Origin of the sequence: Flavobacterium sp. J49 (assembly GCF_011742145.1) — a bacterium.
Taxonomy (GTDB): Bacteria; Bacteroidota; Bacteroidia; order Flavobacteriales; family Flavobacteriaceae; genus Flavobacterium.
The window spans coordinates 453,894-479,826 of the sequence record NZ_JAAQQU010000105.1 but is presented as its reverse complement, the minus strand read 5'-3'; the positions used below and the strand labels follow the sequence as shown (position 1 = coordinate 479,826).

27 protein-coding genes are annotated in these 25,933 nt (G+C 38.3%); 14 read left to right on the top strand and 13 right to left on the bottom strand.

Features of this window, described 5'->3' with window-relative positions; translation table 11 throughout:
* Positions 1–35: 35 nt before the first annotated feature.
* The 9 genes from HA632_RS12890 (at position 36) to HA632_RS12850 (ending at position 10,101) form a co-directional block, all read left to right on the top strand.
* A complete protein-coding gene (locus HA632_RS12890) occupies positions 36–1,199 on the top strand; it encodes an N-acetylmuramoyl-L-alanine amidase (protein WP_176307604.1) in 1,164 nt (387 codons plus the stop codon).
* An 87-nt stretch (positions 1,200–1,286) separates the two neighbouring features.
* On the top strand, positions 1,287–2,243 hold the full coding sequence (locus tag HA632_RS12885) for an MlaD family protein (RefSeq protein WP_176307603.1): 957 nt from the start codon (positions 1,287–1,289) through the stop codon (positions 2,241–2,243).
* Between the two features lie 11 nt (positions 2,244–2,254).
* On the top strand, positions 2,255–3,562 hold the full coding sequence (locus HA632_RS12880; protein WP_176307602.1) for a (Fe-S)-binding protein: 1,308 nt from the start codon (positions 2,255–2,257) through the stop codon (positions 3,560–3,562).
* An 82-nt stretch (positions 3,563–3,644) separates the two neighbouring features.
* Positions 3,645–4,091, top strand: a complete 447-nt coding sequence (locus tag HA632_RS12875) for a phosphoheptose isomerase (protein ID WP_176307601.1) — start codon at positions 3,645–3,647, stop codon at positions 4,089–4,091.
* Between the two features lie 79 nt (positions 4,092–4,170).
* The gene (locus HA632_RS12870; protein WP_176307600.1) at positions 4,171–4,962 is read left to right on the top strand and encodes a (Fe-S)-binding protein; all 792 of its coding nucleotides are present in this window, start codon (positions 4,171–4,173) and stop codon (positions 4,960–4,962) included.
* Between the two features lie 19 nt (positions 4,963–4,981).
* Complete coding sequence (locus tag HA632_RS12865) at positions 4,982–5,464, top strand: ABC transporter ATPase (protein ID WP_176307599.1); 483 nt, start codon at positions 4,982–4,984, stop codon at positions 5,462–5,464.
* A gap of 12 nt (positions 5,465–5,476) precedes the next feature.
* Positions 5,477–8,479 (top strand): glycoside hydrolase family 3 N-terminal domain-containing protein, encoded by a 3,003-nt coding sequence (locus tag HA632_RS12860; protein ID WP_176307598.1) that lies wholly within the window; start codon positions 5,477–5,479, stop codon positions 8,477–8,479.
* A gap of 66 nt (positions 8,480–8,545) precedes the next feature.
* Positions 8,546–9,679 (top strand): N-acetyl-alpha-D-glucosaminyl L-malate synthase BshA, encoded by a 1,134-nt coding sequence (gene bshA / locus HA632_RS12855; protein ID WP_176307597.1) that lies wholly within the window; start codon positions 8,546–8,548, stop codon positions 9,677–9,679.
* A complete protein-coding gene (locus HA632_RS12850) occupies positions 9,676–10,101 on the top strand; it encodes a hypothetical protein (RefSeq protein ID WP_176307596.1) in 426 nt (141 codons plus the stop codon). The genes bshA and HA632_RS12850 overlap by 4 nt, the downstream gene beginning before the upstream one ends.
* Positions 10,102–10,149: 48 nt before the next feature.
* On the opposite strand, the gene HA632_RS12845 is transcribed toward HA632_RS12850, so the two are convergent.
* Entirely contained in the window at positions 10,150–10,638 is a 489-nt protein-coding gene (locus HA632_RS12845) for a hypothetical protein (protein WP_176307595.1), read from the bottom strand.
* Between the two features lie 305 nt (positions 10,639–10,943).
* Here HA632_RS12845 and aroC point away from each other — a divergent pair, with 305 nt between their 5' ends.
* The 3 genes from aroC (at position 10,944) to HA632_RS12830 (ending at position 14,829) form a co-directional block, all read left to right on the top strand.
* Positions 10,944–12,005: a chorismate synthase gene (gene aroC, locus HA632_RS12840; RefSeq protein ID WP_176307594.1), complete on the top strand. Its 1,062-nt coding sequence runs from the start codon at positions 10,944–10,946 to the stop codon at positions 12,003–12,005.
* Between the two features lie 3 nt (positions 12,006–12,008).
* Complete coding sequence (locus HA632_RS12835) at positions 12,009–13,265, top strand: dicarboxylate/amino acid:cation symporter (protein ID WP_176307593.1); 1,257 nt, start codon at positions 12,009–12,011, stop codon at positions 13,263–13,265.
* Positions 13,266–13,329: 64 nt separating this feature from the next.
* On the top strand, positions 13,330–14,829 hold the full coding sequence (locus HA632_RS12830) for a T9SS type A sorting domain-containing protein (RefSeq protein WP_176307592.1): 1,500 nt from the start codon (positions 13,330–13,332) through the stop codon (positions 14,827–14,829).
* Between the two features lie 37 nt (positions 14,830–14,866).
* On the opposite strand, the gene HA632_RS12825 is transcribed toward HA632_RS12830, so the two are convergent.
* The 3 genes from HA632_RS12825 to HA632_RS12815 all read right to left on the bottom strand — a co-directional run bounded on the left by HA632_RS12825 (position 14,867) and on the right by HA632_RS12815 (position 17,683).
* Positions 14,867–15,004, bottom strand: coding sequence for a hypothetical protein (locus HA632_RS12825; protein WP_176307591.1), 138 nt, complete (start codon positions 15,002–15,004; stop codon positions 14,867–14,869).
* A gap of 61 nt (positions 15,005–15,065) precedes the next feature.
* A complete protein-coding gene (locus HA632_RS12820; protein WP_176307590.1) occupies positions 15,066–15,488 on the bottom strand; it encodes a thiol-disulfide oxidoreductase DCC family protein in 423 nt (140 codons plus the stop codon).
* Positions 15,489–15,514: 26 nt separating this feature from the next.
* On the bottom strand, positions 15,515–17,683 hold the full coding sequence (locus tag HA632_RS12815; RefSeq protein WP_176307589.1) for a DNA mismatch repair protein MutS: 2,169 nt from the start codon (positions 17,681–17,683) through the stop codon (positions 15,515–15,517).
* Between the two features lie 84 nt (positions 17,684–17,767).
* Between HA632_RS12815 and HA632_RS12810 the strand changes: the two genes are divergently transcribed.
* Positions 17,768–18,433, top strand: coding sequence for a uracil-DNA glycosylase (locus HA632_RS12810; RefSeq protein WP_176307588.1), 666 nt, complete (start codon positions 17,768–17,770; stop codon positions 18,431–18,433).
* Between the two features lies 1 nt (position 18,434).
* On the opposite strand, the gene HA632_RS12805 is transcribed toward HA632_RS12810, so the two are convergent.
* From HA632_RS12805 to HA632_RS12765, 9 genes are all read right to left on the bottom strand, one after another.
* Positions 18,435–19,025, bottom strand: coding sequence for a hypothetical protein (locus HA632_RS12805; protein WP_176307587.1), 591 nt, complete (start codon positions 19,023–19,025; stop codon positions 18,435–18,437).
* Positions 19,026–19,035: 10 nt separating this feature from the next.
* Positions 19,036–19,605 carry a DUF3575 domain-containing protein gene (locus HA632_RS12800; protein WP_176307586.1) on the bottom strand — a complete coding sequence of 190 codons (570 nt, stop codon included), beginning with the start codon at positions 19,603–19,605 and terminating at the stop codon, positions 19,036–19,038.
* 66 nt (positions 19,606–19,671) lie between these two features.
* The gene (locus HA632_RS12795) at positions 19,672–20,604 is read right to left on the bottom strand and encodes a transglutaminase (protein WP_176307585.1); all 933 of its coding nucleotides are present in this window, start codon (positions 20,602–20,604) and stop codon (positions 19,672–19,674) included.
* Positions 20,605–20,620: 16 nt separating this feature from the next.
* A complete protein-coding gene (locus HA632_RS12790) occupies positions 20,621–21,472 on the bottom strand; it encodes a substrate-binding domain-containing protein (RefSeq protein ID WP_176307584.1) in 852 nt (283 codons plus the stop codon).
* A gap of 87 nt (positions 21,473–21,559) precedes the next feature.
* Positions 21,560–22,096, bottom strand: a complete 537-nt coding sequence (locus HA632_RS12785; protein ID WP_176307583.1) for a GNAT family N-acetyltransferase — start codon at positions 22,094–22,096, stop codon at positions 21,560–21,562.
* A 119-nt stretch (positions 22,097–22,215) separates the two neighbouring features.
* A complete protein-coding gene (locus HA632_RS12780; protein WP_176307582.1) occupies positions 22,216–23,082 on the bottom strand; it encodes a nucleoside phosphorylase in 867 nt (288 codons plus the stop codon).
* 39 nt (positions 23,083–23,121) lie between these two features.
* Positions 23,122–23,454, bottom strand: coding sequence for a translation initiation factor (locus tag HA632_RS12775; protein WP_176307581.1), 333 nt, complete (start codon positions 23,452–23,454; stop codon positions 23,122–23,124).
* 39 nt (positions 23,455–23,493) lie between these two features.
* Complete coding sequence (locus HA632_RS12770) at positions 23,494–23,901, bottom strand: GxxExxY protein (protein ID WP_228778786.1); 408 nt, start codon at positions 23,899–23,901, stop codon at positions 23,494–23,496.
* Between the two features lie 131 nt (positions 23,902–24,032).
* Positions 24,033–24,983 carry an isopenicillin N synthase family oxygenase gene (locus tag HA632_RS12765; RefSeq protein WP_176307580.1) on the bottom strand — a complete coding sequence of 317 codons (951 nt, stop codon included), beginning with the start codon at positions 24,981–24,983 and terminating at the stop codon, positions 24,033–24,035.
* Positions 24,984–25,188: 205 nt separating this feature from the next.
* Between HA632_RS12765 and HA632_RS12760 the strand changes: the two genes are divergently transcribed.
* Positions 25,189–25,920: a T9SS type A sorting domain-containing protein gene (locus HA632_RS12760; protein WP_176307579.1), complete on the top strand. Its 732-nt coding sequence runs from the start codon at positions 25,189–25,191 to the stop codon at positions 25,918–25,920.
* The last annotated feature ends 13 nt before the right edge of the window (positions 25,921–25,933 follow it).

The following is a 25,933-nucleotide window of genomic DNA, read 5'->3' as shown; positions in this document are numbered from 1 at the left end:
AAATTATAATACATATTTTGAAATTGATAAAACAAATGAAAGGAATTGCGTTCGTAGGTACGATTTTATTATTTATTTCTAATTTGACTTTTGCCCAATCGGGTCAAAAGTTTAAAGTAGCACTCGATGCCGGTCACGGAGACCATGATTATGGTGCGGTTTACAATGGTCACATCGAAAAGAAAATAGCTTTAGCCGTAGTGCTCAAAGTGGGTAAAATTTTAGAAAGCAAATCGGGTATAGAAGTAATCTACACCAGAAAAAATGACACTTTTGTTGATTTAATTGAACGAGCCAATATTGCCAACAGAGCCGATGCCAATATATTTGTTTCTATTCACTGTAATGCCAATAAAAATTCGGCAGCTTGTGGTTCAGAGACTTATGTGATGGGTATGTCTAAAAATGCTTCCAATTTAGAAGCTGCTAAAAAAGAGAATGAAGTAATCACGATGGAGAAAGATTACCAACAGAAATACAAAGGTTACGACCCAAAATCGCCCGAGAGTATTATTGGTTTAACCATGATGCAAGAAGAGTATTTGGAAAGCAGCATTGCCTTGGCCGGTAAAATTCAGAACCATTTTATTGATGATTTAAAAGTAAAAAGTCGTGGCGTGAAACAAGCACCATTTATGGTTTTGCACAAAGCGTACATGCCGAGAGTTTTAATAGAAATGGGGTTTATATCCAATCCGGAAGAAGGCGCAAGACTTGATTCTGAAGAAGGACAACAAGGAGTTGCAGAAGCTATTGCAGAAGCTATTCTCAGTTATAAGAAAGAATTTTACGGTTCAGGAGATACAGATGATGTCAAGCCTTCTCAAAGAGTTGAATCCATAAAAGTAGTTGATTCGCAAGCTACAAAACCGGTGGTGAAAAGTCCGGAGGTAAAAAAACCGGATTCTAAAACAGAACCAAAATCGGAAACGGTTGTGAGTTCAGGAGTGGCTACATTCAAAGTACAGCTTTCTGCCAGTGGCAAGAAATTAGAGCTTACACCAAGTAATTTTAAAGGATTAAACAATATTTCCATGTCGAGCGAAGGTACACTCTATAAATATATGTACGGGGAAACCTCCAGCTATGACGAAGCTAAAAGATTATTAGCAGAAGCCAAAGCCAAAGGATTTTCATCCGCGTTTGTCATTGCCTTTAAAAACGGTAAAAAAGTTTCGGTTCAAGAAGCATTAAAGTAATAATTACAAGGAGTTTTAGTATTTTATTTTAACTTTGCCACTCGAGACCGAAGGTCGAACAGTTTGTAAAAAAAAAAACAATCAGCTTTGAAAATTACCAGAGAAATTAAGACTGCAATTTTAGTGATTGCTTCTATTTTATTGTTCATTTGGGGTTATAGTTTCCTAAAGGGAAGAGACTTATTGTCGAGCTACAATAAATACTATGTCAAATACAGCAATGTAGACGGACTGGCTTCGTCTTCGCCGGTAACCATTAACGGGTTAGTGGTGGGAAAAGTAAATTCTATAGAGTTGCAAAAAGACTGGACTTCATTGGTCGAATTGCAAATCAATGGCGATTATAAAATCCCCAAAAACAGTGTGGCCGAATTGTATTCTCCCGGACCCATCGGTGGAAAGCAGATTGCTATTCTGCCTAATAATGAAACCCAGGAAATAGCCGCTTCAGGAGATTTTTTCACTTCTGCTAACAAATTAGGACTAACCGAAGAAGTATCCAACCAAATCAAACCTATCAAAGAAAAATTGGATAAAGTTTTGGAGAACGCCAACACCATGTTGGTCAATGTCAACCAAGTGTTAGACGAAAAAACCAAACAAAACCTCAGAGGCAGTTTAGAAAATTTAAATGCCACTTTAGCCGAATTTAAAGAAGCTTCAGTAAGCGTTAACCAATTACTTGCTGACAACAAAAACAAGATTTCTTCGACGATGACGAATTTCGATAAGGCATCAGGTAATTTAAAGACCATGTCTGATTCTTTGGCCAAAGCCAATATCGGACAAACCGTTAAAAATTTGGAAAAAACTTTAGCCAGTGTAGACAAGCTTATGGCCGATATGCAAGCCGGAAAAGGGACTTTAGGTAAATTGGCCAAGGACGATGCTTTATACAACAACTTCGCCAAGTCTTCTAAAGAATTGGAATTGTTGTTGCAAGATTTGCGCCTAAATCCAACACGTTATGTAAATGTTTCGCTTTTCGGAAAGAAAAGCAAACCCTATAAAGCACCTGTAAACGATACCATTAATAAAAAGTAAACTTCTAAACCATGATGTATATTGACAACATACTTTTTGCGATTATTCTCCTTGCAGGTATTGGTTTTTTTGCCAAAAACGTAAAGAAACTCTCGCGCAACATCAAATTGGGGCAAGAGGTTAATCGAACCGACAATCCTTCTGCTCGCTGGAAAAACATGGCAATGATTGCTTTGGGACAATCTAAAATGGTGAAACGTCCAATTGCCGGATTTTTACACATTATTGTTTATGTTGGATTCGTAATCATCAACTTAGAAGTTTTAGAAATCATCATTGACGGATTATTCGGAACACACCGAATCTTCTCGTTTTTAGGCGGATTCTATGGCGTTTTAATCGGTTCGTTTGAAGTTTTAGCGGTATTGGTTTTAGTAGCGGTTATCGCGTTTTGGATACGAAGAAACATAATCAAACTAAAAAGATTCGCGAGTTCCGATTTAAAAGGTGCACCAAAGAAAGATGCCGATACCATTTTGTATTTCGAAATCGTATTGATGTCGTTGTTCTTAATCATGAATGCTTTTGATTTGAAGTTTCAGGATATGAATTCGGGAAATATTATTTCGCAATTTTTAGTGCCATCACCGGATAGTTTTTCGTTGGAAGCGGTTATCATTATTGAAAGAGCCGCTTGGTGGTTCCACATTATCGGAATCTTGATTTTCTTGAACTATCTATATTATTCTAAACATTTACACATTCTTTTAGCATTCCCGAATACATATTTCGCCGATTTAAATGCCAAAGGCAAATTCGATAATTTAGAAAGTGTTACCAAAGAAGTAAAACTGATGATGGATCCAAACGCCGATCCGTTTGCGGCCCAACCGGTGGATGAAAATGCGGTTCCAAGTAAGTTTGGTGCTTCGGATGTGCAGGATTTGAATTGGGTGCAATTGCTCAATGCTTATACTTGTACGGAATGCGGTCGTTGTACATCATCATGTCCGGCGAACCAAACCGGCAAAAAATTATCTCCAAGAAAAATCATGATGGATACGCGTGATCGATTGGAAGAAGTAGGCAAAAATATCGATGCTAACAAAGGTGTTTTTGTTCCTGATAATAAGTCGTTGTTAAACGATTACATCACTCCCGAAGAACTTTGGGCTTGTACTTCTTGTAATGCTTGCGTGGAAGAATGTCCGGTCAACATCAGTCCGTTATCAATCATCATGGACATGAGAAGATACTTGGTAATGGAGCAAAGTGCGGCACCGCAATCCTTAAATGCCATGATGACCAATATCGAAAACAATGGCGCGCCATGGCAATACAACCAAATGGACCGATTGAACTGGAAAGACGAAAATTAACTATATATAATTGATAAATTCTCATAATTGTGAGGCTTGGGAATTTGTTGAATGAATTTGAAACACTATAAAAAGTAACAAAATGAAAGCGGAAGACATCGAAAAAAACCTGCAAAGCATCACCGAAAACGGACAACATTTAAGTCCGATTTTACCCGAAGGAATTAAGAATTACCTAATCGACATTGACGGAACAATTTGTGATGATATTCCCAATGAAGAGCCTGAAAGAATGTTAACAGCAGAAGTTTATCCGGATGCATTAATTACCTTAAATAAATGGTATGATGAAGGGCATATTATATTCTTTTTCACTTCAAGAACCGAAGCGCACAGAGAATATACCGAACGTTGGTTAAAGCAACACGGATTCAAATACCACGGAATGGTCATGGGAAAACCCCGTGGCGGCAACTACCACTGGATTGACAATCACTTGGTAAAGGCGACCCGTTACAGAGGAAAGTTCACCGATTTGGTAGACAAAGAAGTAACTATTCAAGTGTTTGACGACGAGCACCATGAATAGGTGATTCGTGGTTTTGGTTATTCGTTTATTCGGATGGACAAATAACCGTATTACCAAATAAACAAATAAACATAAAAAAATGTCAGAAGTATTAAACGTGCCAACCATGGCAGAAATGATGGCCCAAGGCAAACAACCCGAAGTATTATTTTGGGTAGGTTGTGCCGGCAGTTTTGATGACAGAGCCAAAAAAATCACCAAAGCATTTGTGCGTATTTTAAATCGTGCCAATGTGGAATTTGCCGTTTTAGGAACAGAAGAAAGCTGCACCGGCGATCCGGCGAAACGTGCAGGGAATGAGTTTTTGTTCCAAATGCAAGCCATGATGAACATCGAGGTTTTGAACGCTTATGAAGCCAAAAAAATCGTAACCGCTTGTCCGCATTGTTTTAATACTTTAAAAAATGAATATCCTGAATTGGGCGGAACTTATGAAGTAGTTCACCATACGGAGTTTTTAAAATCGCTGTTAGATTCAGGACGTTTAACCATTGAAGGCGGACAGTTTAAAGGCAAAAGAATAACTTTCCATGATCCTTGTTATTTAGGTCGTGCCAATAATATTTATGAAGCGCCAAGAGATTTAATCCAAAAACTGGATGCCGAATTGGTAGAAATGAAACGTTCTCGTGCCAATGGTTTGTGTTGTGGTGCCGGCGGTGCTCAAATGTTCAAGGATGCCGAACCCGGAAACAAAGAAGTAAACATCGAAAGAACTGAAGACGCTTTGGAAACCAAACCCGAAATCATTGCAGCCGGTTGTCCGTTCTGTAATACCATGATGACTGATGGTGTGAAAGCCAAAGAACAAGAAGCTAATGTTAAAGTAATGGACGTAGCGGAATTAATCGCCAATGCCCAAGATTTATAATTTATAATCCGTAATTTCTATGTACGTTCCCTTTGAAAATTTACCCGAAGAATCCCGAATTTGGATTTACCAATCCAATCGCAAATTTTCAGACGATGAAATGACTGAAATCGAGAATGACTTAAAAACATTTATCGAAAACTGGTCAGCTCACGGAACCGGTTTGGAGGCCTCGTATTTGCTAAAATACAATCGATTTATTATACTCGCCGTCAATCAGGAAGTGCAACAGGCAACGGGTTGTTCTATTGATTCCTCAGTATCTTTTATCCAAAGTTTGGAACAAAAATACCAAGTGGATTTATTAGACAAAATGAATGTCACTTTCAAAAACGGTGAACATATTGCGCACAAAACCTTAATCGATTTTAAGCGTATGGCCAAAGAAAAAGCAGTCACTGCCAATACCATCGTGTTTAATAATTTGGTCAATACTATCGAAGAATTCAACGACAATTGGGAAGTTCCCGCAGGCGAAAGCTGGCACAGTCGTTTCTTTTAATCTCCATTTTTGATGAAGCAGTTTTTGTTCAGAATAGGTTTATTCACAGCGCTGTTGTTTTTGGTAACGAATTGTTCGAGTACTAAAGACAAAAAGAGCGTGGTAAACTTGAGCAAAGTCGGCATTGAAGATGAAGAAATCTATATTCCGCACATCAAATCCGAACGAAAAAACTTTTTCCCCGAAACGGAAGCCGAAACCCGCTGGGTTGATAGCATTTACAACCAAATGACTTTTAATGAAAAAGTAGGACAACTGTTTATGGTGGCTGCTTATTCTAACAAAAATGCAGCCCATGTAGCTGAAATTGAAAAGTTGGTTAGTGAATACAAAATCGGTGGGTTGATTTTCTTTCAAGGCGGACCTAAAAGACAATCGCGTTTGACCAATAAATACCAAGCTTTGTCCAAAGTACCATTGTTCATCGGGATTGATGCCGAATGGGGAATGAGCATGCGTTTGGATTCTACGTTTCGCTACCCGTTTAACATGACGCTTGGCGCTATTCGCGATTTGAAATTGGTCGAAAAAGTGGGTGTGGCCATGGCCAATGAAAGCAAAAGAATGGGTGTGCACTTCAACTTTGCTCCGGTTTTAGACATCAATACCAATCCGAAAAACCCCATTATCGGGTATCGTTCTTTTGGAGAAAATAAAGTCAATGTAACCGAACACGCCATAGCTTTGATGAAAGGCGCACAAGGGCAAGGCATTTTCTCTACCGGAAAACACTTTCCGGGTCACGGTGATACTTCTACCGATTCACACCATGCTTTGCCGGTGGTCAATGCATCATTGGAACACATTGAAAAAGTAGAATTGTATCCCTACAAAAGAATGTTTGACGAAGGTTTGGTTTCTGTAATGGTGGCGCATTTGAATGTACCGAGTTTGGAACCGAGAGAAGGTTATCCTACGTCTATTTCGCAACCGGTTGTAACCAATTTGTTAAAAAATGACCTCGGTTTTGACGGGTTGATATTTACCGATGCTTTGAATATGAAAGGTGCCAGTAATTTCAAAAAGCCCGGAGATATTGATTTAGAAGCATTTTTAGCCGGAAATGACATTTTGCTTTTTGCTGAGAATGTACCTTTAGCCGTAGAGAAAATCTGTGTGGCTTATCAGGAAGGACAAATTTCAGAAAGCCGTTTGGCCGAATCAGTTAAGAAGATTTTGCGTTACAAATTCAAAGCCGGTTTGAATAGATATAAACCGGTGGAAGAGATTAATTTGTTCCATGATTTGAACCCGAAATCCAATCTGAGTTTGCAATATGAATTGTATGAAAATGCGATTACGGTAGTTAAAAATCAGGACAATATTTTACCGATTAAAAACTTGAACCAAAAAATTGCTTACGTAAAATTAGGAGATGACAGCTACAATTCTTTTGTAAATACGCTTAAAAAATACACTGAAGTCACCGAAGTTTCTGAAACCAATTTAGATACTTTAATGACCAAATTAGCCGACTACGAAACTGTGATTATCGGTTACCACAAATCAGATAAATCTTGGTGGAAATCACCCGAATTGACAGCTTCAGAACTCCAATTGATTGACTCGATTGCGGTTAAAAAGAAAGTCATCATCGATTGTTTTGCCAAGCCTTATTCTTTGTCTAAGATTGCCAATTTTGAAGCGATTGAGGGCGTGATAGTCTCTTATCAAAACGGCGATGTGGCTCAGGAAGTTTCAGCCGAATTGATTTTCGGCGCAGTGGCTTCCAAAGGAAAACTTCCGGTTTCTATCAATGGTTCTTATACTGCAGGTGATGGTTTGTTTACCGAAAAACTGAATCGTTTGGGTTTTACCACTCCGGAAAATGTTGGAATGAGTTCGGAAAAATTAAACCACATCGAAAAGCTGGCCTATAAAGCTATTGATGGCAAAATGGCACCGGGCATGCAGATTCTGGTCGCCCGAAAAGGGAAAGTCATTTATCAAAAGTCATTTGGAAAACAAACCTATGATGGTGAAGTAAGAATCAAGAATTCCGATTTGTATGATGTGGCCTCTTTGACTAAAATGGTTGCCACCTTACCCAATGTAATGCAGTTGTATGACACCCAAAAGGTCGCTTTGGATACTAATTTGGGCGAAATGTTGCCAGTGTTTAAAGGTTCTAATAAACAACCCATTACTTTCAAAGAATTGTTATCTCACTACGGTAGAATGCAAGCTTGGATTCCGTTTTATAAAGCCACCGTTGATTCGGCCAAAAAGCCCAAGGAGAAATATTATAGAAAAGTATATACCGAAGGTTTTACCAAAAGAGTATCTGACAGTTTGTACCTGCGCGATGATTACCATGACACCATCATGAAGCAAATCATCAACAGTCCGCTCATTGACAAAAAAGAATACAAGTACAGTGATTTTACCTTTATTATCCTCAAACAATATTTGGAAAAAGCTACGGGAAAATCATTGGACCAACTCACTTATGACAATTTCTACAAGACGCTTGGCATGAACAATACCTTGTACAATCCTCTGACGAAGTTTGACAAAAGCGTTATTGTACCGACTGAGATAGATACTTATTTCCGACATGACACGATTCAAGGATACGTACACGATATGGAAGCTGCTATGGAAGGTGGAATTGCCGGTCATGCAGGTATTTTTTCCAATGCTTTGGATGTGGCCAAAATGATGCAATTGTACCTTCAAAAAGGAAATTATGGTGGCGTGCAGTATTTTTCACCAGAGACCTTTAATATTTTCAATACTTGCTGGTTTTGTCCACAAGGAAACCGTCGTGGTTTAGGTTTTGACAAACCGCAAATTACTGGTGCTGGCCCAACTTGCGGTTGTGTATCAATGTCAAGTTTTGGGCATACCGGATTTACGGGAACCATTGCTTGGGCTGATCCGGAGACCGAGATTGTTTATGTGTTTTTATCCAACAGAACTTTCCCTGATTCTAATTTGCCCAATACCTTATCGAAAGAAAACATCCGCGAAGACATTCAGAAAGCGATTCAGGAAGCGATTATAGAGAAATAATCTTTAACTCTTTTTTACCATTTTCACCAGCTATTTTACTTAATTTCGTAGTACGAAAAACTAAACATGAAAATAGCAATAGTTTGTTATCCTACGTTCGGCGGAAGTGGTGTAGTGGCCACAGAACTGGGACTCGAATTGGCCCATCGTGGTCACGAAATCCATTTTATTACCTATCGGCAACCGGTGCGTTTGGCACTTTTAAATCCCAATGTACATTACCACGAAGTAAATGTTCCCGAATATCCATTGTTTCATTACCAACCCTATGAATTGGCTTTGTCCAGTAAGTTGGTTGATATGGTCAAACTTTATAAAATTGAATTGCTGCATGTGCATTATGCTATTCCGCATGCTTATGCCGGTTATATGGCCAAGCAAATGTTGAAAGACGAAGGAATTGTTATTCCGATGGTCACGACACTTCACGGAACAGACATTACTTTGGTGGGAAATCATCCTTTTTACAAACCGGCGGTGAGTTTTAGTATCAACAAATCTGATGTGGTGACTTCGGTTTCCCAAAGTTTAAAAGACGATACATATAATTTATTTAATATCAAGAAAGACATCCATGTGATTCCCAATTTTATTGAATTGGACAAACACAGAAACGAAAATTTAATTTCCTGTCAGCGATCGGTGATGGCCAAAAAAGAAGAACGAATTGTCACACACATCAGTAATTTTCGTCGGGTAAAACGCATACCGGATATCATCAAAATTTTCTATAAAATTCAACAGAAAATCCCTGCCAAGTTAATGATGGTAGGTGATGGACCCGAAAAGGAGAGGGCGGAACAATTGTGTAACGAATTGGGTATCCAAGACAAAGTGATTTTCTTTGGCAACAGTAATGAAATTGACCAGATTTTGTCTTTTTCAGACTTGTTTTTATTGCCTTCGGAAACCGAAAGCTTCGGATTGGCAGCTTTAGAAGCTATGGCCTGGAGTGTTCCTGTAATCTCAAGTAATTCCGGAGGTTTACCTGAGGTGAATTTTGACGGTATTTCAGGTTACTTAAGTGATGTAGGTGATGTCGACAGTATGGCAGACAATGCCTTGAAGATATTAGCCAATGATGAAACATTGCAAAAGTTCAGGGAAAATGCTTTGAATGTAGCCAAACAGTTTGATATCAAAAATATCCTTCCGCTTTATGAAAATTTGTATCTTCAAGCCATAAATAACATCAAATGAGAAAAGCTATTCCGGTACTTTTAGTTTTATTTTTAGTTTCCTGTTCATCTAAAAAGGAGGTTGCTGTCAAACCCTTGTATGAAGTACTGACCACTAATGATGATGGTGGTGCCAACATTAAGTTTTACGAAATACTAACCGAGCCAAAAGAAATCATGATGTTGCTTGGTGATGAAACGTTGCGCAAAAAAATCAAGAAAGAAGACACTACCAATAGCAGCTTTATCATTTTAAATTCGGGGCCAACCAAAGAAAGCTACAATCGAATTAAAGTAGAAAGAGTAGTGGAAACCGATACGAATATTGAAGTTTATATCAAAGACACTCAAAAAAGTACCGAACCCAATTTGGCTGATGACAGTATTTCTTTTCCCTACACGATTATCAAAATCAATTCCAAGAAACCCATTATTATTAAATAAAAAAATCCCGCTGATTAAGGCGGGATTTTTTATTATAGTAAGTTCAGATTACCATCTGTAACGAATACTCAAAGCAATATCCGGTCCAAAATTGTCTTCTCTGTAATCATCAGAATTGAAATATATTTCAGGTCTAACGTCTAATGACAACTGTAACGGAATGTCAAAATTGTACTCAACACCGATATCACCCGCAGCTAAAAGGATTGTTCCGCTGTCGCTAAAACCATTGTGGTCATAACTCCAACTTCCAACACCACCACCTACACCGGCATACCAATTAAACCCTTGGTCGATATTCCAAACCCATTGGTACAAACCAACCAATTTGAAGGCATCAACGTTTTTGCTGTTTCTCCAGCCTAAGTCCAACTCTAAACGATTGTTTTTAGACAATCCTCTTTGGTAAGATACTTCACCACCAAAACCGTCATTGTCACCTAAACGCAGTCCTAATGCGTTCTTCGAAATGTCCTGAGCTTGTGTGCTGAATGCTAATCCCATTAACATAAAGGCACTTAGAAATAATTTTTTCATAATTCTTGAATTTGTTTTAAAATGTAAAATTAGCTATAATAAATAAGAGAAAATGCAGCTACAAAAAGATGATAATTGTAGTAACAATTCTACTAAAACAAAGATAGAACATTAATATGTTAAGGGTTTATATAATATTTGTTAAAAGTTATAAAATTTCTATTTGGGCCAAAATCAAATAATCTTATTTCAAATTTCAATAAATAGTTGCAAAAAACTATATTTGTTAACCCGAGGCCAATTTGGCCGACACGAAGCTTTACCTGAATTGGCGAAGCAATTGTAAGAAGTAATAACATTATACCATGGCCGGAAACAGTTACGGAACACTTTTCAGACTGACTACTTTTGGAGAATCTCACGGAGAAGCATTGGGCGGAATCATTGATGGATGTCCTGCCGGATTGTCCATTGATTTGCAGGCAATTCAAAAGGAGATGCAACGTAGAAAACCGGGTCAGTCCGCCATAGTGACCCAAAGAAAAGAGGAAGATGAAGTGCAATTTCTTTCAGGGATTTTTGAAGGAAAAACTACCGGAACTCCTATCGGATTTATCATTCCCAATACCAATCAGAAGTCAGATGACTATTCTCATATCAAAGACAGTTACCGACCCAGCCATGCTGATTATGTCTATGAAAAAAAATACGGTATACGCGATTATCGCGGAGGCGGAAGAAGTTCGGCCCGGGAGACAGCTTGCAGAGTTGTAGCCGGCGCTATTGCCAAACAGGTTTTAAGCACTATTAAAATTAATGCTTTTGTGTCTTCTGTAGGTGATATTTTTATAGACAAACCTTATCAGGATCTGGATTTTTCATTAACAGAAACCAATGCGGTTCGATGTCCCGATTTGGCCACAGCCGATAAAATGGAAAACCATATCAAAGAGATTCGCAAAGAAGGGGATACTGTTGGCGGAACGGTTACTTGTGTCATTCAAAATGTACCTATAGGTTTTGGGGAACCTGTTTTTGATAAGCTCCACGCCGAATTAGGCAAAGCCATGTTGTCAATCAATGCCGTAAAAGGATTTGAATACGGTAGTGGTTTTTGCGGGGCACGAATGAAAGGCAGTGAGCACAACGATTTATACAACGAAGACGGCACCACCAAAACGAATCTCTCAGGCGGAATACAGGGAGGAATTTCCAACGGAATGGATATTTATTTCAGAGTGGCTTTCAAGCCGGTTGCTACTTTAATTCAGAAGCAAGAGGTGTTGACCAACGAAAATACGATAGTCGAACAACAAGGTAAAGGTCGACACGATCCTTGTGTGGTGCCGAGAGCGGTTCCGATTGTAGAAGCTATGGCTGCCTTGGTCTTGGCCGACTTTTATTTACTAAACAAAACATATCAATAATAAATGGATACAACTCAAACTACCAAAAAATCATTATTTGCCAATCTTACTTTTCAGATTCTAATTGCCGTAGTGCTTGGAGCTGTTTTAGGCGTCTTTGTTTTCAAAAATTTTGATGAGAGCACGAGAGAAACTTTCAGCAAAAACATCAAATTGTTGGCCACTATTTTTATCCGTTTGGTTCAAATGATTATTGCGCCTTTGGTTTTCACTACTTTGGTTGTAGGGATTGCCAAATTGGGCGATATTAAATCTGTCGGTCGAATAGGAGGAAGAGCGCTGGGATGGTTTTTTACAGCGTCTTTTATTTCCTTACTGATAGGAATGTTTTGGGTCAATGTTTTAGAACCGGGAAAAAATATAAAATTGCCTAATTTAGATACCGATAAAGCTTCGGAAATTGTACAAAAAACAGAAGGCTTTTCAGCCCAAAACTTTGTGGAACACATCATTCCTAAAAGTGTCGTTGAAGCTATGGCTACCAATGAAATTTTGCAAATTGTAATTTTTTCTATCTTTTTCGGTTTGGCTGCCGCTTCTATTGGCTCTCATGCCAAGCCGGTCATCAATGCCTTGGATAAAACATCACACATCATTTTAAAGATGGTGAATTATGTGATGAAGTTTGCACCGTTTGGTGTATTCGGAGCGATAGCCAGTGTTTTAGCGATGATTGATTTTTGGGAATTGATTACTACTTATCTCTACTTTTTTGGTTCTTTTTTAATCGGAATCGGATCGCTTTGGGCTGTTTTGTTGCTGGTGGGCTATTTGTTTTTAAAAGGACACATGACAACTTTGTTAAAACGAATTATGAGCCCGTTAGTCATTGCTTTTGGTACGACAAGTAGTGAAGCTGTTTTTCCTAAATTAACAGAAGAATTAGAGCGATTTGGTGTAAAAGATAAGATAGTTTCTTTCATGTTGCCGTTAGGTTATTCCTTTAATTTAGACGGCAGTATGATGTACATGACTTTTGCCAGTATTTTTATTGCACAAGCTTACGGCGTTCCTCTGGATACCGGAACCCAAATGACCATGTTGTTGGTTTTAATGCTTACCAGCAAAGGGATTGCGGGTGTTCCCAGGGCGAGTTTGGTTGTAGTGGCTGCCACCTGTGGCATGTTTAAAATCCCGGAAGTTGGAATCGCTTTGATTTTACCTATCGACCACTTTTGTGACATGTTTAGAAGCGCAACTAATGTGTTAGGAAATGCCATTGCAACATCTGTTGTAGGGAAATGGGAAAAAGATAGTTAAAAAAGTATGATATTTGAAATACTTTACTAAATTTGTTTTCTTCAAACTTAATAAAATCATATTTATGAAAAAACTATTACTTTCTTTAGCTGTCTTGTTCAGTTTTGCTCTGTCAAATGCGCAGGGAACATGTGCCACAGCAGTTACACTAACAACGAATGGTACATACACTACAGGTGCAATCAACGGTACCTATAAAGTTGCGTGTTTTGGTACTTTCACTAACTCCAAAGGATATTGGTACAAGTTTACTGCTCCTAGTAATGGAGAAATTACAATAAGTTCTAATTTACCTTCTAACGATGGGGTTACAAAGAGTGATGATACACGTGTAAGTGTTGCAACTGGTTTATGTACTGGTACTTTAACTTGTGTTGCAGGAAATGATGACGTGGATGGAGAAAACTATTTGTCTGAGTTGTTGAATGTTCCTGTTACCGCCGGTACGGTATATTTAATTCAATGGGATAGCAGATGGTCTGCTTTAGCTCTTGATTTTACATTTAATTTTACACCGGTAGCTTGTGCAAGACCAACAGTTTTCTATCTTCCGGAATACCCTTCTGCAACATCAACAGATTTGTATTGGAATCAAACAACAGTTGTTCCAGCGAACTACGAGGTAGATTGGAGTACAACTTTCGCTACTCCTGCTGGTTCAGGAACTTCTGTAACAGTGGCTCCGGGAGCTTTAACGTATTCAACGGTTAATATCCCAGGTATGCCTGCTTCTTCTAACTTTAGATATTATGTAAGATCTAATTGTGGTGCAAGTACAAGTACTTGGTCAGGTCCATACTATGGTTATTTACCAGCAACTTTGCCATATTCAAACGATTTTGAAGACGTAGCAGAAAACAATACAGACGGTTTTATAAACTTTGCATTATTCAATTCAGGGGCAACTTCAGTACCACCTAATTATGCTGATGGAGGTGCAGGATATTCTATGTATACTTTTAATAGTACAACAGCAGTTTCTGACACTAGAGCTTATTTCAGAGGTGTTAGTTTACAAGCCGGAGAGATTGTGTCTATTAGTTTTAAAACAAGATTGTATACTGCTACACCACCGGCTTCATCAATGGGCTTCAATTTAACTGTTGGAAGTTCTCAAAGCGCAGCTGGTCAAGCTACTGTTGTTCAGAGTTTTGTAAATAGTTCAGATGCAGCTTACACTACGCATACAGCAACTTACACTGCTCCGGCAGCCGGAGTATATTACTTTGGAATTCACAATAATTCAGCACCTGGTACAACTCAAACTTTTTTATTCTTAGATACGATTGTTTTAGGAACCAATTTAGCTAACAATGATTATTTGGCGAATTCTTTTAATGTATTCCCTAACCCAACTAGTGATGTTATTAATGTAACATCTAATGAAGGTAATGTAATTACTAGTCTTTCAATAGTAGATATTAATGGTAGAATTGTTAAGTCTTTAGAAGCTACAAATAACACTCTTAACCAAATCAATGTTTCTGATTTGAACTCAGGTGTTTATTTTATCAACATTAACTCTGTTGATGGCAAAGTATCTAAGAAGTTTATCAAACAATAAGCTATACTTTATATAAACAAAAAACGACTAAGGAAACTTAGTCGTTTTTTTTATGCTTACTGTTCATCATCAGTAAAACCGTGGCCACGAGTGCTACAATTACCAGGGCAAAAATCCCTATCATAATGAAAGCACCATTGTCCCAAGAATACAAGGGAATGTTTAGAGAAATCATGTTTTATCAATTAGAGTTTATCAAAACTACAATGATAAATTTTATTGCGAAATGATAATTATCATGCCAAGAATTTGGCAGCAAGTTCAGGGGTAGGAATCATGCAACTCTCTTGTTTGCCATACCAACGGTAACGATTTTTGGCTACAAGGTCGTAAACAAAATTGGAGAGGAATTTGGGGAAAAGAGTCAAGATTCTAAGCATCGTATAAATACCGCCAAACTCTTTTATAATTAGCAAAGCCGCCTCCGATTTATAGTAGTAGGCTTTCCCGGGTTCATATAAAACAATGCTGTCTGTGTTTGTAATATCAATGCCAATATGTTTGATGATTTTTAATCCCAATTCAGATTGAAGCGCTGCAAATCGAAAAACATCTTTTTTATCATGTTTGATGACAAACTGCACCGAATCATTGCAAAGATTGCAAACCCCGTCAAAGAGGATGATTTTTTTGTCTTTTGGCAAGTCGGCTATTTCCATGATTTATGCTGAATTCTGTTCGGGGTTTATTTCGCTTGTACAAATTCTAATTCTTCCAAACTCACTTTTGAAGTAAAAATACCGTAATTGACCACCGCTTTGTTTTTCTCAATCTTATCAATGGTTCCAATGGATTTTCCGTCTACCATTCGAACGCGGTCACCGACTTTTAAAGTCACTTTCGGTTTTTCAGCTTCTTGTTTTTGGGCTTTGATTTTCTTTTCTTTCTTTTCCTTTCGAATTTCCTCAACGATGACTTTGACTTCTTCTACTACTTTTTTCTGGATGATTTCTTTTTCCTTTTTCTCTTTGACGGTCGCTTTTTTGCGTTTGGAGTTTTCTATTTCAACCAGCTTTAAAAACTCGCCAATCAAAACTTTTTTGTCTTTGTTGTTAAAGTATTTCTCCGAAAGATCATCTATTTTTTGTCCCATGTAAATCAACCTTTGGTTGGCATCATACAATTCCTGATAGCGTTCCAATTTCTCCTGAATCTTAGCGTTGATGTTTTCCATCTTCTTGCTTTCTTCACGGGCTTTGGTTTCTTCTTCTTTGAGGTTTAAGGATGTTTTTTCGAGTTTAGAGCGCTCTTTTTGCAAAGTAGCTATAGTTTTGTCAAAACGCACTTTTCCGCCTTCAATCTTCTTCTTAGCGCGATTGATTAAACCATAAGGAATACCGTTTTTCTGCGCGACTTCAAAAGTGAATGAACTTCCGGCTTGACCGAGAATCAATTTATACATTGGCTCCAATGATTTTTCGTCAAAAAGCATGTTGGCATTGGAAGCAAAAGGCAATTCATTGGCCAAAATCTTCAAGTTCGAATAATGCGTCGTAATGATTCCGAAAGCTTCTCTATGGTAAAATTCCTCCAAGAAAGTCTCCGCCAAAGCGCCACCCAATTCGGGGTCAGAACCGGTTCCGAATTCGTCAATCAAAAACAAGGTTTTGGCATTGCACTTTTTCAAAAAATAATTCATGTTCTTCAATCGGTAGCTATAAGTGCTCAAGTGATTTTCTATCGATTGGTTGTCGCCAATATCTGTTAGGATTCGGTCAAACAAAAACGTTTCGCTGCGTTCGTGTACGGGAATCAAAATACCACATTGCAACATCAACTGAAGCAATCCGACGGTTTTCAACGAAATGGTTTTTCCTCCGGCATTCGGACCCGAAATGACAATAATGCGATTCTCATTTTTGAGTTCAATGGTCTGCGGAAAGGTCTTTTCTTTTTTCTCTAAATTGTTCAAAAACAAAATAGGATGGAAGGCCTCGCGAAAGAACATTCTTTTTTCTTCGATGATATTGGGCAAAATAGCATTGATTTTGCGAGCGTATTTGGCTTTGGCCGAAATCACGTCAATGTCACTTAAAAAGTCTTGATATTGCTTTAACAAATCAACGTAAGGGCGTATCTCATAGGAGAGTTTTTTTAAAATCCGGGTGATTTCCTCTCGCTCTTCATATTCTAAATTGTTCAATTCTCGCGAATACCGCAAGGTGGCTTCGGGTTCGATATAAGCAATGCTTCCGGTTTTGGAACTGCCCAAAATAGAACCTTTTACTTTTCGGCGGTACATGGCTAAAACCGCCAAAACGCGTCTATTCTCAACGATACTTTCTTTGATTTCATCCAAATAACCCAAGCCGTTGTATTGGCTCAAAGCCTGACCAAAACTTTGGTTGACTTTGCCGCGAACCACACTCATATCCCGACGGATATTGATTAAATCCGGCGACGCATTGTCTTTGATTTCGCCATATTTGTCGACCACTTCATCAATTTTTTGGATGATGAATTTGGTGTATTCTATCTGTGAAGCTTTTTCGTTGAGCTTAGGATAATAATCATGGAATTTTTTCAGAAACAGTAACAATACATTCACCGTATCCGAAAGCGTGGCTATTTTTCGAAAACTGCCGACTTCCAGAAAACTGTCTTCTATGGCTAAGAATTTAATATCATTGGCGATATTCTCAAATCCATGATTCGGAATGGCGTTGTTATTGGTAAAAGAAGATAAGTATTCCGAGGTTTGCAACAGCGCATCCATCAAGGTTTCCTTGCTTTTAAAAGGAACAATCTCCAAGGCTTTCTGTTTCCCTATTTCAGTATTGCATCGATCTGAAATGGTTTGCAATACGGTATTAAATTCTAAATCTTTTAGGGTTTTATCTGTAATCGATATCATTCTATCAGTGTCTTTGGTTCAAAGTTACAAAGGATAAAATCCATATTGCAACAGAAAATACTATTTTTGGTAAAATTTTATGAGATGTTAATCAAAATACATTCTACTTGGCATGACCAACTTTCCGATGAGTTTGAAAAACCTTATTTTGAGCAGCTGATAGGCTTTGTAAAAAGCGAGTATGCTTCCAAAACTTGTTTTCCAAATGGTAATCAAATCTTTGCGGCTTTCGACCATTGTCCGTTTGACAATGTCAAAGTAGTCATCATCGGTCAAGATCCGTATCACGGTTTTGGGCAAGCCAACGGGCTGTGTTTTTCGGTGAATGACGGGATTGCTTTTCCACCATCGCTGATTAATATCTTTAAAGAAATTGAAGCCGATTTGAAACAGCCTTTTCCCCGAAGCGGTAATTTAGAACGCTGGGCTGACCAAGGTGTTTTGTTACTCAATGCTACGTTAACCGTTCGCGAAAGCGAAGCCGGAAGCCATCAAAATCAGGGTTGGGAAACCTTTACCGATGCTGTGATTCAAAAAGTTTCTGAGACCAAAGATAATGTAGTGTTTCTGCTTTGGGGTGGATTTGCCAAAAAGAAAGGCGCCAAAATCAATCGTGACAAGCACTATGTTTTAGAAACCGGACATCCTTCGCCGTTGAGTGCCAATCGCGGGTTGTGGTTTGGGAACAAGCATTTCAGCAAAACCAATGCTTATTTGCAAAGTATTGGCAGAGGCGAAATCCAATGGTAGTTTAGTTTACATTGAAATAGAAAAAGCCGTTACCGTCAAGGTTCGAAACTGCCGCATTGATGTTCACAATGAGATTTTTGGTTGTACTTTGAGAAATCAATTCTACACTGTCGGTAGACGAACTGTTATAACCAAAAGTCAAACGATAATTTCCGGGTGTTAATAAAGGAAAACCAACATCATAACGGTAATTTTCACCAACAGTATCATATTCACAAATGCCGTAAACATAGGCTCCGTTTTGAGCATCACCGGTATTGATGTCCAATTGACTATCGTTTACGGTTACAACTTCCCAATCAGTAGCGTTAATTTTTCGTTCGATAACATACGAAAAGAAAAACCCTGTTGCATTTCCGGTGGTTTTGTAAATATCTAATAAATTGGTTTGTCCCACTTCCGGGATATATCTTGGAATATCAGCCTGAACGTAAAGAAAATCACCTACATTGTAAGTAGTTGTGGCAGGAAAAGTAACAATGTTATTCCCGGCTTCTACATAGATGGTTTTGTAAAATGTATCGTCATTAGTGTCACAGTTTGTGAATAAGACAGAGACCAATAATAAAGCGAGGTATGATAGTTTTTTCATGTTTTCTTAATTAAAATCGATAACCTAAATTAAATCCTACTCTTGAAATCACATCCGGACTTTTATCACGGTTAGTTAAGTTTGAACCGAATCCGGCCAAAAATTCTATAACAAATGCGTCTTTGATATACATTTTATAGCCTAAACCTCCTCCCAAACCAAAATCGTTGTATTTTGATTTTTCGGTGGTGTAATAACCATTGCCACTACCATCTGTCATTCGAACAATTTCTTTGAAATCACCACTGTTGTAGGATGCAAAGGCTTCGGCAAAGTAAAAACTCTTTTTCCCTTTTGATAGTTGGTATCTTACGTAAGGATTGAATTCAAACTTAGGAACATTGTTTCGGTAGCCGTTGTCAAAATCCTCATTCAATTGATTGCTGTCTGAAAAATTAACATTGAAACCGGTCGAAAAATTACCGCCAAAAAAACGTTCATAACTCAAGCTGGCTTTTTGCCAAACCAAAGCCGACAATAAATCAACTCTGAACTCATTTTTCTTATTGTCGAGTGGGGAACTTTCCTGGGCTTGAGCAGCCAAAGACAGCAGCAGTAACAGACTAAGCAATTTTTTCATGAGGGTCATTTTAGTTGAAACGAATATAGTAAATAAAATTTTTAGTAATTGTTAATTGAAAAAGAATTATTCTAAAGTCAAAGCCCCTAAAATTTCTTCATTCATAAATGGTCCGCCGGGGTATTTAGCCGTGTAGTCAAGGTTTAACCAAATGTTTCCACGTTCGTCAATATGGTAATTGATGGGTTTGTTTTTACTCTCTAAAGGAAACAGTATTTTTTTTATGGCATAATTGATTTTTTCCAAATCCTTTTTTGTACCAATGTAAATTTCGGGATAGATATGACCTTTAGTGTGAATCAATCGGGTAGTGCCACCAATTGATTTGATGCAAGCCGCCATAAAGATGGAGTGGTCGTCACAATCGCCCGAAAGATATTGCAGCGATTCGGTGGCATTGGCAATATAGTCATGTCCTTTGGGATCACTAACATAGTACCAACGGGTATTGATTTCTTTAAAAATAGCAAAAGACTGGATAAGGGTAAAATAGTCATGATAGCCTTTTACATTTTTAAAATGCTTGGAAGTCGCCATAATAGCAAAGTTTCTTATTTTGGGATTTTGGTATTCTATGGCATCCAAAATTTTTGATTTGTTGGGAAAAGGCAATAGCCTTGAAACGATAATGTCCTGAGGATACGGATCTTCATTCATGGTGTAAATCATAGAGCGGTAATCTTCGTAGACGCGTTCGAATCCGTATTTACCGGAAAGCGTTCCATACAATAACAGTATACAGTAAAGAATGACAGATATCAAAGTCACTCTTCTCATAGCTCTCAAAATCAACTGAATTATGAGCAGAATGAAAATAAAGAGCACAACCCTGTCAATGTGAAAAAGCCAATCGAGTGTGGCTAAATTGTGGTGTAGAATGATAAAAATGGGTATGGTTATCAGGATGTTCAGGGCAAAAATGATAATCATGTCCCATGGACTTTTTATCCTGAATTTTTCTTTAAGTTGCTGATAAGTAAGATTTCCTAATTTTATCATATTGCCATTGTAAAAGCTAAACGGCTTTTACGATTTCAGCAAAAGTACCTTTTTTATTGATAATGTTAAGGTCAAACAATTGATTTTGAATTTTGTTTAACACTTTTTCTTCTAATGGTTTTTGCGACCATTTGGTAAGTGACAGCCACTGTTGGATATCTTCCGGTTTTTGATGGTATTTGGAAGCCAATGTCTTGTCGATACTGGGAATGTTTTTGAACTCAATGGTAGTATTATTGATGATTTCTAACAGCAGGGCAATGGTTTGTTTGTTGTTTGCCAAGAATTCGTTTCTCACGGCAATTACAAAACAAGGCCAAGGCGTTGGACAATCGGCTACGCGGCGAAAAATGCCTTGGTCTACCAAGGGTTGCGTCATAAAACGTTCCCACATAAAGTAATCGGCTGAACCCTCGGACAATGCTTCCACTGCGCCATCAATGGTGTTGACGATTTCAAATTGAAGTTGCTCAGTGTTCCAACCTTGATTTTGAGCATTCACAAACGACATCAAATGCGAACCCGAACCATAACGAGAAATCGCCGCTTTGGTATTTTCTAAATCGGCTAAAGCTTTATAGTTGGAATGGGCAGCAACGTGGATTCCCCAAATCAACGGACTTTCAACATAAACTTGCACTATTGAACTGGGATTGCCGGCTACTATGTCTTTAACGATTCCTTCCGTTAGAATTACAGCGACATCAGTATCACCATCACGCAGCATTTGACACATTTTGCCGGTGCCTTCAGGGACATCGGTCCATTGTAAATCGAGACCAACTTCCTCGAACTCGCCATTTTCCAGACACAAATGCCATGGTAAGTTGAAATGCTCGGGTACGCCTGCTATTTTTATGGTTTTCATATTTTTTAGATAATAGATGCAAGAAGAAAGAGAAAAGACTTATCCTGTAATTTACTCTATAATTCTTGCTTCTTGTTTCTTGCTTTTCTAACTTCTTAAAGGATTTTCCATTTGCCACCATTTCCAAATCACGTTGTCTTTATCGGGATAGTCTTGCATGAATTTCATGCCTACTTTTTGCAACACATGATTGGAGGCGCCGTTTTGGGCATGAGTATAGGCGTTTACATTATCAATATTCATTTGATTGAACCCATAATCGAGCCAAGCGACTGAAGCTTCGGTAGCATAGCCTTTGTTCCAAAATCTTTCATTTAGTCGATAGCCGTAATCAAAGAAATTGGTATTGCCGTTTTCTACATGGTCATCAACAAACTTAATCCCTGTCCAACCGATAAATTCTCCGGTTTCTTTTATGATTGTTGCAAAACGTCCGATGTTGTTTCTTTCGTATTGACTGCGAACATAGTCAATCACTTTAATGACTTCTTCTATTTGTTTGGCCGGAGTTTGCCAAAGGTATTTGTGCACTTCGGGATTTTTATCCATGTCAAACATGTCCTCGGCATCGGTTAGTTCGAGCGGACGGAGTAAAAGACGGTCTGTTTCTAAGATTAAGTTCATGGTTTTTTAATTAGCCCCGATTGCAGCAAGTATCCTTTTTTTTAAAAAATTTACGCCTCGATTTCTCCAGGTGTGATAAAAAAAAGATACTGCGGAAAGCGGGAAATGGCTCCTAAAATTTACTCTGCCAATTTATCCAAAGCATACGCAATCAAAGCATCAACGGCTTTGTACGGATCTTCGCTGAAGGTTCCGGTAGCTCTGTTGGCGATGATGGCATTCAATGACAAACAGTTGTGACCTAACAGTTTTCCTAAGCCGTAAATGGCAGCGGTTTCCATTTCGAGATTGGTCATTTTGGTGCCTTCAAATTCGAAACTGTCCATTTTGCGGTTCAAGTCGGCGTCCTGAATTTCGAGACGCAACACGCGACCTTGCGGTCCGTAGAATCCGCCGGCGGTTCCGGTAAAGCCTTTGAATATTTTATCGCTTTCGATCCGTTTTTCTAAAGTTTCCGAACAGGTAATTACATACGGTCGGCCTTTTCTTAAATCCCAATTGGTTTGTGCAATAAATGCGTCTTCTATGGCTTTTTCGGAGATGTCATCAATCAGGTAGGAGCGAAGCATATTGTCTAAGCCCAACCCGTATTTGCTCATGACCATGCTGTCACAAGGAATATCCGCTTGAAGAGAACCTGAAGTTCCGATTCTGACAATGTTTAATGAAGTTAGGTTTTCTTTAGGCTTGCGGGTTTCCAAGTCAATGTTGACCAAAGCATCCAGTTCGTTCATGACAATGTCGATATTATCGGGTCCGATTCCGGTGGACATGACGGTCATTTTTTTGCCTTTATAATAGCCGGTTTGGGTCTTGAATTCACGTTTTTGGGTAGAAAATTCTATGCTGTCAAAGAACTGCGTGATTTTTTCTACGCGGTTTTGATCGCCAACAAAGATAATGTCTTTGGCTATGTGTTCCGGTTTGAGGTTTAAGTGGTAAACACTGCCATCCGGATTTAATATTAATTCTGAAGATTGTATCATTACAGTTAATTCGGTTATTTGTTAATTGGGTTATTTGTATTATCCGCCAACACGTTTGGTTTTGAAGCCTTTGTCTTGAAGCATTTTCATGATTTTATCGCGGTAATCGCCCTGAATGATGATGGCACCGTCTTTGAAAGTCCCGCCAACGCTGAGTTTGGTTTTGATTTCTTTGGCCAAAATTTTAAAATCATCGTCGCTGCCTTCATAGCCTTCAATGATGGTCGTGGCTTTGCCTTTTCTTTTTTCGTATTTGCAAATCATAGGCTCTTTTTGGATAAAAAGCGCATGGGTTTCATCGGCAACGGCTTCGGGCTCATTCGAAGGTTCGTGGTCGGGGAAAAGTTTTTTTAGTTGTTCTTGTAAGTCCATAATTTAAAATTAAAACAGAACGCTGATAAAGCGGATATTCTAGCGCTGATTATAACGGATTTTTTCTGATTTTTTTGTTGTTCTCAAAAATTTTTCTTTTAAACTCAGGCTTTTGCCAAAATTAAGCAATAAGCCTACCTCACAATCAGTACCTCTCAAGTAATTTATTAATTGTATTTCAAATTCTTCTACAACATATTCTGCCGCTTTTAGTTCCAATATTACTTTGTTTTCAACAATTAGATCGGCATAATATTCGCCAACTTTCAGACCTTTATAGAAAACATCAATTTGTTTTTGACTCACTACATTCAAACCTTTATTTTTGAGTTCAATATACAAGGCATTGTGGTATACCTTCTCTAAAAATCCGTAACCTAATTCATTATAAACGTCATAAAATGTTTTAAGTATTGAATCTGTAATGTCTTTGTGTAATAGCTCCATAAAATCAGTTTCTATCCGCGCTTTGTGAAACAAATCAGTTTTATCTGCGTTCGAAATGTTAATTGTCTAAAAACCAAAAAAGACATCGAGTGTATAACCCAATGTCTTTAATGAAATTATTGAATTAACCTTTACTTTTTAAGTCCTAGTTCTACTAATCTCTCATCAAGGTATTCTCCTGCCGTGATGTCTTCAAAACCTTTCGGATGATCGGCATCAATACATTTCTCTAAACAGTTTAGCGGCATATCGCTCACCGGATGCATAAAGAACGGAATAGAGAAACGCGAAGTTCCCCATAATTCTCTTGGCGGATTTACGACTTGGTGAATCGTAGATTTTAGTTTATTATTAGTGTGACGCGATAACATGTCGCCCACGTTAATCATCAACTCATCCGGTTGTGCCATAGCATCAATCCAGTCACCGTTGTGATTTTGCACTTGAAGTCCTTTACCTTGTGCGCCCATTAAAAGCGTAATCAAGTTGATGTCACCATGCGCAGCGGCGCGAACAGCACCGTCTTTGGGTTCGTCGGTAATGGGCGGATAGTGAATAGGTCTTAAGATACTGTTACCGTCTTTGATGTAGTTGTCGAAATAAAATTCGTCTAAACCAATGTACAACGCTAAAGCTCTCAATACATAAACGCCTGTTTTTTCCAACATTCTGTAGGCTTCTTTTCCCACTTCGTTAAAGTGTGGCAATTCTGTAACTTCTACATTGTCTGGATACTCGTTGGCGTATTTTGAACCATCACTCACGTATTGGCCAAAATGCCAAAACTCTTTTAAATCTCCGGCCGAACGACCTTTGGCATGTTCTTTTCCAAAAGAAACATAACCGCGTTGGCCACCAATGCCGGGAATTTCATATTTGGCTTTGGTTTCGAGTGGAAGACTAAAGAAGTTACGCACTTCTGAATACAAATCTTCTACCAATTGGTCATCTAAAAAATGACCTTTTAACGCTACGAAGCCAATGTCTTCATAAGCTCTTCCGATTTCATTTACAAATTTTTGTTTACGTGCCGGATCATCCGACAGGAAATCACGTAAGTCAACACTTGGAATTTGTTGCATACTAAAACTTTTTTGTTAATAACTTAAGTTGGAAAAATACCAACCATAACTACAAATGTAACTAATTTTTGAGTAATAAATTTCAAAGTTATTAACAATTATTTTTAGATTTCAGACTCATTTACAGAAGATTAGAGGAACTCTTGCTTTTTTAAATTAATAAAGGTAAATTTGAGACACTATTAACTCCCTAAAAACGAATCCCATGAAAAAACTCTACCCTTTTTTTTTATTTATCACTGTTGGGGTGTTTGCCCAACCCGGTAGTTTGTGCACAGATCCGATAGTGATTGCTACTTTGCCTTACAGCACAACCGATAACACAGCCAATTATGGTGATAATTACGATCCGCCGACTGCGACATCAATTGCCTGTGGTGCCGGAACCGCCGGTAATTACTATCTCGGAGGAAATGATGTTGTCTATTCTTATACAGCAAGCGCCAATGGAACCATTACCATTCAAATTCCCTCTGCCTTAGCTTGGACAGGCCTTTTTGTTTTTACCAATTGCACTGATATTGGTTCTCCTCCTTATGCGTGCAACTGTAGCTCTGCTGCCGGAAACAGGACTATCAATGACATGGCGGTAACAGCAGGACAAACGTATTATATAGTAATTTCATCATGGCCTTCACCACAAACCATTGCTTACACTTTGAATGTTACTCAAACAAACCTCCAAAGCAACCAGGTGGCCCAACCTAAATCACTGGCTTTGTATCCTAATCCGGTGCGCACCGAATTGTTTTTGGAAACCAATACCGCAATTAAAAATGTTAGTATTATTTCGGTTAACGGCCAACGTTTGTCTGCTCTATTGCAAGACAATAACAGCATTAATGTGGAAGGTTTATCGGCAGGGTTTTACATCTTGGAAATGACTACAGAGGAAGGTTTGACTTTGTACAAAAATTTTATAAAAGCTACGAATTAAGCCATCATGCATT

Excerpts from the sequence above, each read along its gene's own strand:
- HA632_RS12810 (WP_176307588.1), top strand. The coding sequence starts at position 17,768 with ATGTTAATCAAAATACATTCTACTTGGCATGACCAACTTTCCGATGAG.
- HA632_RS12875 (WP_176307601.1), top strand. The coding sequence starts at position 3,645 with ATGAAAGCGGAAGACATCGAAAAAAACCTGCAAAGCATCACCGAAAAC.
- HA632_RS12835 (WP_176307593.1), top strand. The coding sequence starts at position 12,009 with ATGGATACAACTCAAACTACCAAAAAATCATTATTTGCCAATCTTACT.
- HA632_RS12880 (WP_176307602.1), top strand. The coding sequence starts at position 2,255 with ATGATGTATATTGACAACATACTTTTTGCGATTATTCTCCTTGCAGGT.
- HA632_RS12845 (WP_176307595.1), bottom strand. The coding sequence starts at position 10,638 with ATGAAAAAATTATTTCTAAGTGCCTTTATGTTAATGGGATTAGCATTC.
- HA632_RS12815 (WP_176307589.1), bottom strand. The coding sequence starts at position 17,683 with ATGATATCGATTACAGATAAAACCCTAAAAGATTTAGAATTTAATACC.
- HA632_RS12770 (WP_228778786.1), bottom strand. The coding sequence starts at position 23,901 with ATGGAGCTATTACACAAAGACATTACAGATTCAATACTTAAAACATTT.
- HA632_RS12865 (WP_176307599.1), top strand. The coding sequence starts at position 4,982 with ATGTACGTTCCCTTTGAAAATTTACCCGAAGAATCCCGAATTTGGATT.
- HA632_RS12870 (WP_176307600.1), top strand. The coding sequence starts at position 4,171 with ATGTCAGAAGTATTAAACGTGCCAACCATGGCAGAAATGATGGCCCAA.
- bshA (WP_176307597.1), top strand. The coding sequence starts at position 8,546 with ATGAAAATAGCAATAGTTTGTTATCCTACGTTCGGCGGAAGTGGTGTA.
- HA632_RS12830 (WP_176307592.1), top strand. The coding sequence starts at position 13,330 with ATGAAAAAACTATTACTTTCTTTAGCTGTCTTGTTCAGTTTTGCTCTG.
- HA632_RS12785 (WP_176307583.1), bottom strand. The coding sequence starts at position 22,096 with ATGAACTTAATCTTAGAAACAGACCGTCTTTTACTCCGTCCGCTCGAA.
- HA632_RS12790 (WP_176307584.1), bottom strand. The coding sequence starts at position 21,472 with ATGAAAACCATAAAAATAGCAGGCGTACCCGAGCATTTCAACTTACCA.
- HA632_RS12760 (WP_176307579.1), top strand. The coding sequence starts at position 25,189 with ATGAAAAAACTCTACCCTTTTTTTTTATTTATCACTGTTGGGGTGTTT.
- aroC (WP_176307594.1), top strand. The coding sequence starts at position 10,944 with ATGGCCGGAAACAGTTACGGAACACTTTTCAGACTGACTACTTTTGGA.
- HA632_RS12775 (WP_176307581.1), bottom strand. The coding sequence starts at position 23,454 with ATGGACTTACAAGAACAACTAAAAAAACTTTTCCCCGACCACGAACCT.
- HA632_RS12800 (WP_176307586.1), bottom strand. The coding sequence starts at position 19,605 with ATGAAAAAATTGCTTAGTCTGTTACTGCTGCTGTCTTTGGCTGCTCAA.
- HA632_RS12795 (WP_176307585.1), bottom strand. The coding sequence starts at position 20,604 with ATGATAAAATTAGGAAATCTTACTTATCAGCAACTTAAAGAAAAATTC.
- HA632_RS12850 (WP_176307596.1), top strand. The coding sequence starts at position 9,676 with ATGAGAAAAGCTATTCCGGTACTTTTAGTTTTATTTTTAGTTTCCTGT.
- HA632_RS12780 (WP_176307582.1), bottom strand. The coding sequence starts at position 23,082 with ATGATACAATCTTCAGAATTAATATTAAATCCGGATGGCAGTGTTTAC.
- HA632_RS12805 (WP_176307587.1), bottom strand. The coding sequence starts at position 19,025 with ATGAAAAAACTATCATACCTCGCTTTATTATTGGTCTCTGTCTTATTC.
- HA632_RS12860 (WP_176307598.1), top strand. The coding sequence starts at position 5,477 with ATGAAGCAGTTTTTGTTCAGAATAGGTTTATTCACAGCGCTGTTGTTT.
- HA632_RS12825 (WP_176307591.1), bottom strand. The coding sequence starts at position 15,004 with ATGATTTCTCTAAACATTCCCTTGTATTCTTGGGACAATGGTGCTTTC.
- HA632_RS12820 (WP_176307590.1), bottom strand. The coding sequence starts at position 15,488 with ATGGAAATAGCCGACTTGCCAAAAGACAAAAAAATCATCCTCTTTGAC.
- HA632_RS12890 (WP_176307604.1), top strand. The coding sequence starts at position 36 with ATGAAAGGAATTGCGTTCGTAGGTACGATTTTATTATTTATTTCTAAT.
- HA632_RS12765 (WP_176307580.1), bottom strand. The coding sequence starts at position 24,983 with ATGCAACAAATTCCAAGTGTTGACTTACGTGATTTCCTGTCGGATGAT.